The sequence below is a fragment of the Marinobacter sp. PE14 genome, from assembly GCF_053566155.1.
In genome coordinates this window covers 695392-709567 of the sequence record NZ_JBQXNY010000001.1, presented here as the reverse complement: position 1 = coordinate 709567, position 14176 = coordinate 695392, and the positions used below count along the sequence as shown (strand labels likewise).

The 14176-nt window shown below is 58.2% G+C and carries 13 protein-coding genes; 5 read left to right on the top strand and 8 right to left on the bottom strand.

The window, feature by feature from the left end; genetic code table 11:
• Positions 1-76 precede the first annotated feature (76 nt).
• The 5 genes from leuS (at position 77) to ACWJ62_RS03400 (ending at position 5453) form a co-directional block, all read left to right on the top strand.
• Complete coding sequence (leuS, locus tag ACWJ62_RS03420) at positions 77-2662, top strand: leucine--tRNA ligase (RefSeq protein WP_449285345.1); 2586 nt, start codon at positions 77-79, stop codon at positions 2660-2662.
• 1 nt (position 2663) lies between these two features.
• Positions 2664-3251: an LPS-assembly lipoprotein LptE gene (locus ACWJ62_RS03415; protein ID WP_449284927.1), complete on the top strand. Its 588-nt coding sequence runs from the start codon at positions 2664-2666 to the stop codon at positions 3249-3251.
• Positions 3248-4255 (top strand): DNA polymerase III subunit delta, encoded by a 1008-nt coding sequence (gene holA / locus ACWJ62_RS03410; RefSeq protein WP_449284926.1) that lies wholly within the window; start codon positions 3248-3250, stop codon positions 4253-4255. The genes ACWJ62_RS03415 and holA overlap by 4 nt, the downstream gene beginning before the upstream one ends.
• Before the next feature lie 111 nt (positions 4256-4366).
• Complete coding sequence (locus tag ACWJ62_RS03405; protein WP_449284925.1) at positions 4367-4630, top strand: hypothetical protein; 264 nt, start codon at positions 4367-4369, stop codon at positions 4628-4630.
• Between the two features lie 187 nt (positions 4631-4817).
• Positions 4818-5453, top strand: coding sequence for an endonuclease (locus ACWJ62_RS03400; RefSeq protein ID WP_449284924.1), 636 nt, complete (start codon positions 4818-4820; stop codon positions 5451-5453).
• Between the two features lie 89 nt (positions 5454-5542).
• On the opposite strand, the gene ACWJ62_RS03395 is transcribed toward ACWJ62_RS03400, so the two are convergent.
• From ACWJ62_RS03395 to bioF, 8 genes are all read right to left on the bottom strand, one after another.
• Positions 5543-7333 carry an acyl-CoA dehydrogenase C-terminal domain-containing protein gene (locus ACWJ62_RS03395; RefSeq protein WP_449284923.1) on the bottom strand — a complete coding sequence of 597 codons (1791 nt, stop codon included), beginning with the start codon at positions 7331-7333 and terminating at the stop codon, positions 5543-5545.
• 211 nt (positions 7334-7544) lie between these two features.
• The gene (locus ACWJ62_RS03390; protein WP_449284922.1) at positions 7545-9344 is read right to left on the bottom strand and encodes an acyl-CoA dehydrogenase C-terminal domain-containing protein; all 1800 of its coding nucleotides are present in this window, start codon (positions 9342-9344) and stop codon (positions 7545-7547) included.
• 269 nt (positions 9345-9613) lie between these two features.
• The gene (locus tag ACWJ62_RS03385; protein ID WP_449284921.1) at positions 9614-10282 is read right to left on the bottom strand and encodes a putative metalloprotease CJM1_0395 family protein; all 669 of its coding nucleotides are present in this window, start codon (positions 10280-10282) and stop codon (positions 9614-9616) included.
• A gap of 22 nt (positions 10283-10304) precedes the next feature.
• On the bottom strand, positions 10305-10550 hold the full coding sequence (locus ACWJ62_RS03380; protein ID WP_349518063.1) for a flagellar basal body rod C-terminal domain-containing protein: 246 nt from the start codon (positions 10548-10550) through the stop codon (positions 10305-10307).
• A gap of 51 nt (positions 10551-10601) precedes the next feature.
• Positions 10602-11294, bottom strand: coding sequence for a dethiobiotin synthase (gene bioD / locus ACWJ62_RS03375; RefSeq protein ID WP_449284920.1), 693 nt, complete (start codon positions 11292-11294; stop codon positions 10602-10604).
• Positions 11295-11316: 22 nt separating this feature from the next.
• Positions 11317-12150, bottom strand: coding sequence for a malonyl-ACP O-methyltransferase BioC (gene bioC / locus ACWJ62_RS03370; RefSeq protein ID WP_449284919.1), 834 nt, complete (start codon positions 12148-12150; stop codon positions 11317-11319).
• On the bottom strand, positions 12138-12893 hold the full coding sequence (locus tag ACWJ62_RS03365; RefSeq protein ID WP_449284918.1) for a carboxylesterase: 756 nt from the start codon (positions 12891-12893) through the stop codon (positions 12138-12140). Before ACWJ62_RS03365 ends, bioC begins: the two co-directional genes overlap by 13 nt.
• On the bottom strand, positions 12890-14065 hold the full coding sequence (gene bioF / locus ACWJ62_RS03360; RefSeq protein ID WP_449284917.1) for an 8-amino-7-oxononanoate synthase: 1176 nt from the start codon (positions 14063-14065) through the stop codon (positions 12890-12892). Before bioF ends, ACWJ62_RS03365 begins: the two co-directional genes overlap by 4 nt.
• Positions 14066-14176 lie beyond the last annotated feature (111 nt).

The window sequence follows — 14176 nt, the reverse complement described above, 5'->3', positions numbered from 1 at the left end:
TTCGGCCCGCTCCGGACGTGATTTTTTGATACAGGCTTTTATTTTTCCACACAAGGTAATTTCGGTAATGGCAGGAATGGACGAGCAATACAATCCCCGTGACGTAGAACAGAATGCCCGTGATTTCTGGGAAGAGAACAAGACCTTTATGGTCAAGGAAGAGCCGGGCAAGCCCAAGTACTACTGCCTGTCCATGTTCCCCTACCCCAGTGGCAAGCTGCACATGGGGCATGTCCGCAACTACACCATCGGCGATGTAATTTCCCGCTATCAGCGCATGCAGGGCAAGAATGTTATGCAGCCCATGGGCTGGGATGCATTTGGTCTTCCCGCCGAGAACGCCGCCATTGCCAACAAGACCGCGCCGGCCAAGTGGACCTACGCCAATATCGAATACATGAAAAACCAGCTCAAGCAGCTGGGCTTCGGGTACGACTGGGATCGAGAGCTGGCGACCTGCAAGCCAGATTACTACCGTTGGGAGCAGTGGTTCTTCGCCCGCCTGTACGAAAAGGGCCTGGTGTACAAGAAAATGTCCACGGTGAACTGGGACCCGGTGGATCAGACGGTTCTGGCCAACGAGCAGGTTGTGGATGGCAGGGGCTGGCGTTCCGGGGCCCTGGTGGAACAGAAGAAGATTCCCCAGTGGTTTATCCGCATTACCGATTACGCCGAAGAGCTGCTGAACGATCTGGACCAGTTGGAAGACTGGCCCGAGCAGGTCAAGACCATGCAGCGCAACTGGATCGGCAAATCTGAAGGTACCGAGCTGACCTTCCCGCTGAAAGACCGGGACAGTGGCCTGACCGTTTACACCACGCGCCCCGACACCCTGATGGGCGTGAGCTACATGGCCGTGGCCGCCGAACACCCGCTGGCGAAAGAGGCGGCGGAGCGTCATCGTGATGTGGCTGAATTTGTCGAGGAGTGCCGCAACAGCAAGACCGCGGAGGCCGAGCTGGCCACCATGGAGAAGCGCGGCATCGACACCGGTTTCAAGGCGGTTCATCCGCTGACCCAGGAAGAGATTCCGATCTGGGCCGCCAACTTCGTGCTGACTGACTACGGCACCGGCGCCTTGATGGCGGTTCCGGGCCACGACGAGCGGGACCATGAATTCGCCCGCAAATACAAGCTGCCCATCAAGCAGGTTATTGCCGCCCGCGATGGCCGTGAGATTGATGTGCAGGAAGAGGCGTTTACCGAAAAAGGCACGCTGGTGTCTTCTGGCAAATACAGCGGCCTGACCAGTGAGGAAGCCTTCGACGAGATCGCCAGCTACCTGGAAGAACACAAAATCGGCAAGCGCACCGTGAACTACCGCCTGCGCGACTGGGGCGTATCCCGCCAGCGCTATTGGGGCGCGCCGATCCCGATGATGACCCTGGAAGATGGCACAGAAATGCCGGTGCCCGATGACAAGCTGCCGGTACGTCTGCCGGAAGATGTGGAAATGGACGGTGTCCAGTCGCCCATCAAGGCCGACCCCGAGTGGTGCAAGACGGAGTTCAACGGCCAGCCGGCGACCCTGGAAACCGACACCTTTGATACGTTCATGGAGTCCTCCTGGTACTACGCCCGATTCTGCAGCCCGAATTACGACCAGGGCATGCTGGACCCGTCCGCGGCCAACTATTGGCTGCCGGTGGATCAGTATATCGGTGGTATTGAACACGCCATCCTGCACCTGCTCTACGCCCGCTTCTTCCACAAGCTCCTGCGGGATGTCGGGCTGGTAACCAGTTCAGAGCCATTCAACCGGCTGCTTTGCCAGGGCATGGTTCTTGCGGAGACTTATTACCGCGACGACGGCAAAGGCGGCAAGGTATGGATTTCCCCCGCCGACGTAACCGTCGAGCGTGACGAAAAGGGCCAACCCGTTCAAGCAGTGCACAGGGAAGATGGCGAGCCGGTGGTTTCCGGCGGCGTCACCAAGATGTCGAAGTCCAAGAACAATGGTATCGATCCCCAGGCTATTATTGATGAGCACGGCGCCGATACAGTTCGCCTGTTCATGATGTTTGCGGCCCCGCCAGAACAGTCCCTGGAGTGGTCGGACAGCGGTGTCGAAGGCGCACACAGGTTCCTCAAGCGGGTCTGGCGTCTGGTGAACGAACACGCCGCCGCTGGCCCGGCACCCGCTCTCGACGCGGCAAGCCTGGACGATGACCAGAAAAACCTGCGGCGCAAGACTCACGAGACGATAACCAAAGTCAGTGACGACATCAGCCGTCGGCTGACCTTCAACACGGCCATTGCCGCCGTGATGGAGCTGCTTAACGAGGTCGGCAAACTGCAGGGTGACGAACCCCAGACCCGGGCGGTACGCCAGGAAGCACTGGACACCGCAGTGCTTGTGCTGTCGCCGATCGTTCCGCACATCTGCCACACCCTCTGGCAGGCGCTCGGCCACCAGGAGCCGGTGGTTGATGCACCCTGGCCAAAAGCCGATGAAGCCGCCATGGTTCGCAGCCAGATCCAGGTGGTACTGCAGGTGAATGGCAAGGTGCGGGCCAAGGAAGATGTGCCTGCAGACATCAGTAAGGCGGACCTCGAAAAGCTGGCCCTGGAAAACGAGAATGTCATGCGCTTTACCGAGGGAGCGACGGTGCGCAAGGTTATCGTGGTCCCCGGCAAACTGGTGAACGTGGTGGCCAACTGATATGTCCCGGCACTCCGCTCTGAAATCGTCGGCACGCCTGCTGCTGACCGCTGTAATGGCGGCGCTGCTTGGTGGTTGCGGATTCCAGTTGCGGGGCGCCCCACCGGTTTCCTCGGCCCTCGAGCCTCTTGCTGTGGATTGCTCATCACAGGTGCCCGACACCCTTTGTCGTTCCTTGCGTGAACAGCTGAACCTGGGCAAAATCCGTGTGGTGCCAGTTGCAGAGGCCGACTACATTTTGCGGTTGAAGAACTTCGAGCAGGATCGTCGCGCAAGTGCCATCACCGCCCAGGCCGCAGCCGCCGAATACACGCTGCGGCACTCCGTTGACCTTGAAGTGATCAGCGCGGATCGGGTGCCCATGGTAGGCACAACACGCCTGACCACCAGCGAGAGTTACCGCTACGATGAAACCAATGTGCTGGCAAGACAGAGGGAAGAAGAGACCCTCCGCCAGCAAATGGACGATCGTCTTGCGCAACAGGTGATATTCCGGCTGGCCCCATTGACCCCGCAGCGAATCGACGCCATCCGGGCAGAGTACCAGCGTGAACAGGAAGCCGACGCCCCAGCCACAGGCCAGCCATGAAGACCAATCCGGGCCAGTTATCCCAGCTTCTGAAAAAGGGCCTTGCGCCCGTCTATCTCATATCCGGGGACGAACCCCTGCTGGTTCAGGAATGTTGTGATCAGGTTCGCAAGGCCGCAAAAGACGCCGGTTTTCATGACCGCCTGACCTTTCACGCTGACCACCAACTGGACTGGAACGCCGTTGCCGAAGAATTCAGTGCCATGTCCCTATTTGCGGAAAAACGGCGCATCGAGATTCACTTGCCAACCGGCAAGCTGGGCGACGGCCGCGCGGTACTGGAACGAGTCCTGGCCGACCCTCCCGACGATATCATCCTCGTGCTCATCAGTGCCCGTCTGGACGCGGCGGAAACCCGCCGCAAATGGTACAAGGAGCTTCAAGGAAAGGGCGTGCACGTGCCAGTGTGGCCCGTCGATGCCGACAAGTTCCAGGGTTGGCTACAGCAGAGGGCCAGCAATCGCGGCCTCAGCCTAACCCGGGGGGCCCTGGCCATCATGAGCGAACGCCTCGAGGGCAATCTGCTCGCCGCCAGCCAGGAGCTCGACAGGCTGTCACTGCTCGCAAACGGCAATACCATTGATGAGGAAACCGTTGAACAGGCGGTCCAGGACAGTTCCCGGTTCAATGGCTTCGAACTCGTGACCGAGCTGATCAGTGGACGTGCGCCTCACGCCGGTAAGATGATCACTGTGCTTCAGCAAGAGGGAGAAAACCCGCTGGGCCTGCTGTCGGTTCTCAGCCGGGATCTGAACCTGCTTCTCGAGTTGAAGTCTGCGGCCGGCCAGTCGGAAAATCCCGCCGCATTCCTGAAAAAACGGGGCGTATTCCAGCCGCAACGTGCCCGTGCAATGGAACAGGCCGCTCGCCGGCTGAACCGGAACCAATTGAATGAGGCCATCACCCTGTGCAGCCAGATCGACCGCGCGGCGAAAGGCTTCGATTCCCTCTCCCCGTGGCACTATTTGCGGGATATGTCGGCCCTGCTCGCCGGCCGTTCCTGATCTGCATCAAACTCAGCCTTCGTTGTGCCCGGTTGCCACTGCCGGCCCCTTGACAGTTTTTTACAAACGGGCGCATTGTAAGCACACCAACAATCCAAGGAGGTGCTTGATATGAGTCTTCAAGAAGATCTCAAGAAGCTGTCGGAAAAAGTAAAACAATACCGGGATGAGGCGCGCGTCCAGATGCATCTGGCCCGTGAAGACGTTAAAGACGAATGGGAGGATCTCGAACAGGACTGGGATCGTTTCAGAAGCAAGATCGATGAAGTTCTGCACGATGCTGAGGACGCGTCCCAGGAAGCTCGTCAGACCGCATCAAAACTTGGCGAAGATCTGAAAACCGGTTACCAGAACATTCGCAACAAACTGAAGTAATACTGTTAACCCGTTAACATTACGCCACAAATTTCTAGCTTGGAGGCTCCGTGGTTTGGAGCCTCTGTGCCATACTTCACAGTATCCGTGAACAAAGCGTCATAGTTTTGACCCGCTTGATCAGATCCTGACCAGTGAGGCCCGAATTGACAGGGTGCTTGAACACACTGCGAGGTATAAAAGGCGTATGAAACGATTCTTACTGATACCCACAGCACTTGGCCTATTGCTCACCACTACCCTCGTGATTGGCCAGAATACCCGGTTCAGTGATCCCAAAACCGTTGTTTCCGATCACTTCTGGGGTGACCTTTACGCCAGTGGCGGCAATTCCTTCTTCTGCAACACCGCCTTTACAAGCAAAGGGTTCGTTCTGACGGACGGTTATGTCTACCCATTGGCAGATGTCCGCAGCGCCCTCGACTGTGGCACATCGCGTCAATGTGAACAGGATAACCGCTACCGTCAGATCGCGTCCGACATGCACAACATGGTACCGGTGCGCAGCCGGACGGAGATGGGCCGGCGAAACGCACGTTACGAGGACCTGGGCTCGTCAGTAAGCGAAGACGAATGCGGCATTCGCCAGAGCGCCCAGTTCTTTGAGCCCCCGGTGCGGGTCAAGGGAGATGTGGCGCGCACGGTGGCCTACATGGTAGACACCTATGACCTGCCCTGGCTTGGATCCTCAGCGGTGTTCAAGGGCTGGAACAGAATGGACCCGCCGGATGATAGCGAGCTGACCCGTCATGGGCGCATTGCCAAAATCCAGGGCAATGACAATCCCTTTATTACCAATCCAGAGAGAATGGAGCGACTTTGAGAGTCCGGGAAACTTGGCCTGCTGACCAGTAAACCATAAAAAAACAGGCCCGAGGGCCTGTTTTTTTATGCCTGAGTCTTGCTGGATAATCAGAACTCTTCGGCAGTCAGCGCCATCATGGAGTCGCTGCCGCTGCGAATACCCTCAGCCAGCGAAACGGTCTTTGGCAGCAGGCGGTCAAAGTAGAAGCGCGCTGTCTTCAGTTTACCGCTGTAGAACCCGGAGGTATCTGAATCCGCCTGGGGCGCAGCCGCTTTGACGATCTTCGCCCACATATACCCCAGGGCGGTCAGGCCGAACAAATCGAGGTAGTCCACAGACGCTGCGCCAATGGCATTCGGGTTATCACCAGCCTGCCTGATCACATGCTCGGTCACGTCATCGAGACGCTCGACCGCTGCAGCAAGCGGCTCAAGAAACGGGCGCAGATGCTCATTACCACTGTTCTCCTCCAGGAAGTTTGCGACGTCCTGGGCAAACAGTTCGTAAAGCTTGCCCTGGGTACCGACCACTTTCCGGCCCATCAGATCCAGTGCCTGGATTCCATTGGTCCCTTCGTAGATCTGGGTAATGCGGCAGTCGCGAACCAGCTGCTCCTGACCCCACTCGCGTATGAAACCATGACCACCAAAGACCTGCTGACCCATGATGCAGGCATCTAGGCCGCGATCCGTTAGAAATGCCTTGGCCACCGGTGTCAGCAACGCCACCATACCTTCGGCGTGTTTGCGACGGTCATCATCCTCGGCGTACTTGGCGATATCCAGCCACTGGGCCACGTAGGTTGAGAAGCTACGACCGCCTTCCACATAACCTTTCATCGTGAGTAGCATGCGCCGGACATCCGGGTGCACGAGGATTGGGTCTGCTGCCTTCTCAGGCTGTTGGGCGCCGGTTGGTGCACGGCTCTGGATACGGTCAAGGGCGTATTCCCGTGCGCTCTGCAGAGAGGCTTCGGCAGCGCCGATACCCTGGATACCAACGCCCAGGCGTTCATAGTTCATCATGGTGAACATCGCCGCCAGCCCCTTGTTCTCTTCGCCGACCAGCCAGCCTTTGGCGCCATCGAAGTTCATCACGCAGGTCGCCGAGCCCTTGATGCCCATTTTCTTCTCGAGGGAACCACAGCTGAAGCTGTTACGCTCGCCCAGGGAACCATCGTCATTCACCAGGAACTTGGGGACCAGGAACATGGAAATGCCCTTGGGACCTTTCGGTGCATCCGGCAGTTTGGCCAGCACCAGGTGGATGATGTTCTCCGCCATGTCGTGCTCGCCCCAGGTAATAAAGATCTTGGTACCCGTAACGTTGAAGGAGCCGTCATCATTAGGATCCGCCTTGGTGCGGATAATACCGAGATCCGTGCCGGCGTGGGGCTCGGTCAGATCCATAGCGCCGGACCAGACACCGGAATACATGTTGGGCAGGTACTTTTCTTTCAGCTCATCACTTCCGTGGGCGTCCAGCGCCAGGCAGGCGCCGGCCGTCAGCATAGGGGCCAGCCCGAATGCCATGTTGGCGCCCTGCATCATTTCCTCGAACTGCGCAACGAGGGTCTTGGGCATGCCCATGCCGCCGAAGTCCGGATTGCCGCCGAGACCGTTCCAACCACCTTCAACGATGGTCTGGTACGCTTCCTTGAACCCCTCCGGAGACGTCACCTCACCATCGTTCCATTTGCAGCCCTGCTCGTCACCCTCGCGGTTCAGGGGCGCAAGCACTCCGCTGCTGATCTTCCCGGCTTCTTCAAGAATGGCGTCCGCCGTTTCCGGGTCCACATGCTCGGCAACCTTGGGCAGTGAGGCCCACAGCGCGGGGGCATCGAAAACCTCGTTCAGAACAAAGCGCATGTCACGTAGGGGTGCCTGATAATCAGCCATCTAAAACTCTCCAAAAATTCTGTCAGTCTGTTCAGGTGGCAATAAGGCCTCTGTCTGGGCCGGTCACACCTGCTCGGGCTATGTGTCCGCTGAAGATTATTTTTATAGGCGCCTATTCTAACCTAAAAGCGGACCGCAACTCATGAAAAAAGCCCGCCTCCGGGGAGCGCGGGCTTTCTGTCCTCTGGAACCGTCCTTCGGTGCCCGCGCCTTAGATGGCGAAGGCTTCCTCCGGCATGTCCATCAGGCTGTCAGCGCCAGCCAGCATGCTCTCAGCGTGTCCCTTGGCCCGGGGCAGCATACGCTTGAAGTAGAAGCGCGCGGTCTGGATCTTGGCGTTGTAGAACATTTCCTCGGTAGTACCCTCAACCATCTTGTCCAGGGCAACCTTGGCCATACGGGCCCACAGGTAGGCAAACACTGCGTAACCTGAGTACATCAGGTAGTCCACGGAGGCCGCGCCCACTTCCTCACGGTTCTTCATGGCAGACATACCAATCTTGGTGGTCAGCTCGCCCCAATCCTTGTTCATCGCCGCCAGCGGCTCAATGAATTCCTTCAGTTGCTCGTCTTCCGCGTTTTCCTTGCAGAACAGGTGCACCTGCTTGGTGAATCCTTTCAGGGATTCGCCCTGGGTCATCAGAACCTTGCGGCCCAACAGATCCAGCGCCTGAATACCGGTGGTGCCTTCGTAGATCATGCCGATACGGGCATCACGAACGTTCTGCTCCATGCCCCACTCGGAGATAAAGCCGTGACCACCAAAGACCTGCATACCCAGGTTCGCTGCCTCGTAACCGATTTCGGTCAGGAACGCCTTGGCGATCGGTGTCAGGAAGCCCAGGGCTTCATCGGCCGCCTTGCGCTCTTCTTCGGTCTTGCCGCTTTTTACAACATCAGCTTGCTGTGCAGTCAGATAAATCAGGGCACGAGCACCTTCGGCAACGGCTTTCTGGGTCAGCAACATGCGACGCACGTCCGGATGCACAATAATCGGATCAGCAATGCCTTCCGGGTTCTTCGGGCCACTCAGGGAGCGCATGGCCAGACGCTCCTTGGCGTATGCCAGAGAGCCCTGGAAGCCTAGCTCGGCGGCACCAAGACCCTGAATTGCGGTACCAATTCGGGCCACGTTCATGAAAGTGAACATGCAGTTCAGGCCTTTGTTCTCGGGCCCGATCAGCCAGCCTTTGGCGCCATCGAAATTCATTACGCAGGTGGCGTTGCCGTGGATACCCATCTTGTGTTCGATGGAGCCACAAGAAACCGCGTTGCGCTCGCCGGCGGAGCCATCTTCGTTCGGCAGGCATTTGGGCACGATGAACAGGGAGATACCCTTGGTGCCTTCCGGTGCGCCCGGCAGACGTGCCAGAACGATATGGACGATGTTGTCGGCCATGTCGTGCTCACCGGCGGAGATAAAGATCTTTGTACCGGTGATGGCGTAAGTGCCGTCGGCGTTCTGCTCTGCCTTGGTGCGCAGGGTGCCGAGATCTGAACCGCAATGCGGCTCTGTCAGACACATAGTGCCGGTCCACTCACCACTGATCAGCTTGGTCAGGTAGGTCTGCTTCTGCTCTTCAGTACCATGCTCTTCGATGGTGTTGGTTGCACCGTGGCTCAGGCCCGGGTACATGCCAAAGGACCAGTTGGCGGTACCAACCATCTCGCTCATGACAATACCCAGGGAACCCGGCAAACCTTGCCCACCATAGTTGGGGTCGGCGTTCATAGATGGCCAGCCGCCCTCAACGTATTGCTGATAGGCTTCCTTGAAGCCAGTCGGCGTCTTGACGCCGTCTTCACTCCAGGTACAGCCTTCTTTGTCACCTACCTGGTTCAGAGGAGACAGAACCTGCTCACAGAACTTGGCACCTTCCCCGATAATGGCATCCACCATATCCGGAGTGGCGTCTTCGGCACCTTCCAGGTTGGCGTAGTGCTGCTCGCTGTTCAGCAGCTCGGTCATTACGAATTTGATGTCACGCAGGGGCGCTTTGTACTCAGGCATGGAATCCACCTCGGTTCTCGGTCTCAGCTGAATCAGGTTTGACAGCTTCTGGCCTTGGGTTTGCTCAGACACCGCAACGCTCTGCGTTGCAGCCTTAATTAAACACTTGTTTGAAACATACGTTTACAGGCACAGAATTGTCAATAGCCGGATGCAAAATTTGTGTTGCGAACTGTCACCGGATCACGCGCCACAGCAGCGCACAGAGCCGGATCACACCTTAAGTGCCGGATATCTATGGAAGGACCTGGATGTTGGAAAATAACCGGTCAGGCAGACACCGGCTCGAAGGAGGAAACACGGTTTTCGTCACCGTTCTGATCAGACTCTCCCATGGCGGAGACTTCACGATAAGCATCGCTTGCGGTTCTTGATGAAGTGCCCGTTTCGGCGGCCAGCTCCGACTGGGCCTGAAGCATGATCTGCATCGCCTGGGCAGCCACCGCTCGATCCTGACCTGACGGCTCCGCCGGCGCCATGGCCGCCGACCGGACAATCCGCATCTTCTCGATGGTCGCCTGGGGATCCCCCTGCACGGGAGACAGATCGATAGAGACTTCCCCACCTACTGCATACTGTGCCCCGTCCGGCCCACGCTGATAGGTGAAGGACATGGCGCCTGCATACTGGCCCCCAACCGCCTGGTGCGCGGCCTCATGGGCACGGACTTCACGGTCCCGCGCTTTCAGCTCAGTCAGTTGTTTCAGCTCTTGTTCAGACAGCCCCTGAGGATTATCGCCTCCCCTGTCACCGGCTTTGGACTCGGGATTTTCCCGTGCAGACTCGGATTTGCCCGACGCCTCAGTGGATCTGGCTCCGGAGGTCGGCGCCTCTGGCTCAGCCGCTGCTGAGCCCGGGGTCTGAACGCGCGGAGAAACCTGGCCTTGGAAAGAAGCCCCGGGAAAAGGAGGAGGAACAGGAGGGAGAGATGAAAGCACGAGCCAGGCGCCCTTTCAGTAATCAGGCCATAATATCAAGAAGCGTTCCCAGTGTTTCATCGGCGGTTTTTACCACCTGCGCGGACGCTTCAACACTGCGCTCATATATCTTCAGATCAATAATCGGTTCAACGAGGCTGCCCGCACCTTCTGCGGTTCCCTGAGGGCCGTCAGCGCCGCCACGGGCAATCTTGCGAGCGGCATTTTCCATGCCGACCATGCCATCCTGGATGCCCTGAATCCCAACTGCGAGAGTGTTATTGATCATAACTGCGCTGCCCGATGACCATAAATTAGCTTAATTAAGCCACAAATCTGGTCAATTTTCAAACAGCCTGTCGATATTCAGATAACCAGCCAACATTTCCGGCCGCGCCTGCGCCAGCCACGGAAGAATACCCAGGCAGGGCGCTCCCATGTGGTTAACCAGGTAGTTCAGGGTGTCCTGTTCGCAACTCATGGGCTCAGGCTCTGTACGGTTGGCGACCCACCCTGCCACTTTCAGACCGTCACTCCTGATGGCTTCCGCCGTCAGCAGAGCATGGTTGATACAGCCCAGGCGGAGTGAAACCACCAGGATAACCGGCATGTTCAGTTGGCGCGGAAACTCCGAATAGGTTTCCCGGTCGTTGAGAGGGACCCGCCAGCCGCCGGCGCCCTCCACCAACAGCAGGTCTGCCGGACGAATCTGCAATCCGCGGCAGAATCCGACGAGGCGATCAGAGGTAATGTGTCGCCCGGCCTGTTCAGCCGCAACATGCGGCGCAATGGCAGGCTCCAGCGCCACCGGGTTGATCAACTCGTAGGCCAGTGGCTCAGTAATGGCGTTCTGCAGAATCAGGGCATCTTCGTTGCGGAGGCCTTCCGGAGTCCGATCGCAACCGGACGCGATGGGTTTCATAGCCAGGGTGTGCTTGCCCATGATCCTGGCCGCATGAAGAATGGCTGCAGATACCAGAGTTTTTCCAACCCCTGTGTCGGTGCCAGTTACGAAAAAGGATTGCTTGGCCATTATCGTTTCCAGTTAACGAGTCTTATGGTTTCTGCCAGTACACCCAGGCAGCCTCATAGCTTGCCATGATAGTGCCGTCCGGCTCCTTGGGGTACTGTCTGCACATTTCCCGCATCCGCCCGGGTGCCGTGGCCGCTCGTCGCCGGCCAGCGCCGCGGAAGCCCGCGCCAAGATGGCGAAGCTCACCCGCCAGGGCCATCGGCGACTCGTAGGGTAGTCTGATAGTGCGCTCCTCAACAACGGCATCCGGCAACTCGGCACGCACCTTGGCCTGCAAGGCAAGGTCAGTCTCGAAGCGATTTACATGCTGATGACCAGGGTCCGCCGCCTGCCACGCCGTTTGCAACTCACGAAGCGTACCGTCAAGGAGCGTGGAGACCATCAGATACCCACCGTGACGCAGGATACGCCGGCATTCCCGGAGCACCGCACGGGGGTCATCACACCACTGAATCATGAGATTGCTGAAAATTACATCGACGCTTCGATCCGGCAAAGGCAAGTGTTCGGCATCGCCCACAATCCAGCTGATTTTCCCAGGGCCCTTCTTCCGAGCCTGCTCCAGCATACCCGGTGACAGATCAAGCCCGCTCAGCGACTCAATCTGCTCAAAATCTGCGAACTTTCGAGTGAACCAACCGGTGCCACACCCCAGGTCCAGCACTGTTAAATCGGGATCGTGGTTTTGCCGGAACTCAAATTTCTGCAGCATGGTATTGCCCATGAAACGCTGCAGTCTGGAGGCATTTTCATAGGTGCCACTGGCCGTGCCAAAACCCCGGGCAATATCGGACTTTCTGGTGTCGGAGACGCCAGCCCAGGCTGACGCGTTGGGCGAGATACTCATAACGCCCATGACAATGCCTTTTGCGAGGCAAAAAACGCCTGTATCGCCTCCCAGCAATCCGAAGCCGAGCAGCCACCCGGCCAGTGTGCCATGCCCGGAACGAGCGCATGGCCGCTTGAAGTCGGGAGCACAAGATCATCCGCCCACGTTCTGACCACAATATCATTTTCACCCATCACATGAAGGGCCGGCGTGGCGAGTGAACGCCATAACGCCCTCTGATCCCCGCTTTCCAGCCAGGCAAGACTTTTGACCAGGTGTTCGTGCGAAACCAGAGTGCCTTTTTCAAGCCAGGGCTTGAGCCTCTGCCGCTCCTGTTTTTCATCCGCAACACCATTGATCATCAACAACAGGAAATGCAGCCAGTAGCGTTGTGGGTCTCGGCGGATACCAAGGGCAAACGCCCGAAAGTCCCTTTCCGCCATACCATTGAGCCAGCGGTCGTCCGCAACAAACTTTGGAAAACCACCGAGGGTGATCGCACAGGACACTGCACCGGTCTCACGCCCGGCAGCCTCCATCACAACCTGGCTGCCCAGCGACCATCCCATCCACACTGACGGCTCCGGATAAAGTGACAACAGCTCGTCCGTCACCTCCGAGAGCGACTGGCAGCGGCTCAGCAGCTCATCATCCAGAGACACGGGAACCACCTCCCCCGGCCAATAGCCATAGAGCCCAGCTAACATCTCTGCACGAACGCCCCAGCCAGCAACCACCACCAGACGCGGACAGACCCTGCAGGAACTCATACCGCCATGTCCGCTTTTTGAACCAGATGCCGGCAGTCTGACAGCGCGGTCAACAGACAATCCAGGTTCGCCTGGGAATGAGCGGCACTGAACGTAACCCGCAAACGCGCCTCCCCCGCGGGAACCGTCGGCGGGCGAATAGCCGAGACCAGCAAACCGCGCTCCTCCAATGCCTGACTGAGCGCCAGCGCGTCGTGATTGTCGCCAACCATAATCGGCTGGATCGGAGTACGTGAAGCCATCAATTCATACCCCATGGCCGATGCCTCCCGACGAAATCGCGAAATCAGACCCAATACATGCTCACGACGCCCCTCATCCCGCTCAATAAGATCCAGACTCGAAAGGGTTGCCATGGCAAGGGCCGGCGGCATCGCCGTCGTATAGATATAGGTCCTGGCCTTCTGAACCAGATAATCCATCAGCATCGATGGCCCGGCCACGAATGCGCCACTGGTTCCGACCCCCTTGCCCAGGGTGCCGATCAGCACGGGGACATCCTCTTCGGACAACCCCGCTTCAGCGACACTGCCCCGCCCCTCAGGTCCGAGTACGCCAATTCCGTGAGCATCATCAACAACCAGTAACGCATCGTGGATCCGGCAGACCCGGGCCAGTTCTGCGAGAGGCGCAATATCACCGTCCATGCTGAACACCCCGTCTGTCACCACCAACTTGTGCCCGGAAGTCTCGGCCAGCATCGCCTCCAGCGCCGCGACATCTCCATGGGCATAACGGCGAACCCGGGCCCGGCTCAGGATACAGCCGTCGATGATGGACGCATGATTCAGCCGATCCGAAAAAATCGTATCGCCTCTCCCGGCCAACGCTGAAATAACCCCCATATTGGCCATGTAGCCGGTGGAGAAAAACAGCGCCGAACTGCGCCCGGTAAACTCCGCCAGACGTAGTTCAAGCCGGTGATGGGCATCATGGTGACCACAAATCAGATGAGAAGCCGCGCCCCCAAGACCAGTCTCGGGAAGTGCATTACGCAGTGCCTCGATATTGGCAGGGTTATTGGCAAGACCAAGGTAATCATTACTGCAGAACGACAACAAAGGTTTGCCGTCAGCAATGAGAGAGGGCCTCTGAGGACCGGCTACATGCCGACGCGTCCGGTACAGACCGGCCTGTTTCCGCTCTTCAAGTTCAAGGGCAAAGTCCCGCACGATAGCACCTGGAGGTTAACTCAACGGTCCGGGCAACGAGCGGGTAAGGCTCCCCGGGATTGTAGAGGGCCAAGGATGGCCCGAAACAAGCGCACATGGATGTGCTCGTAG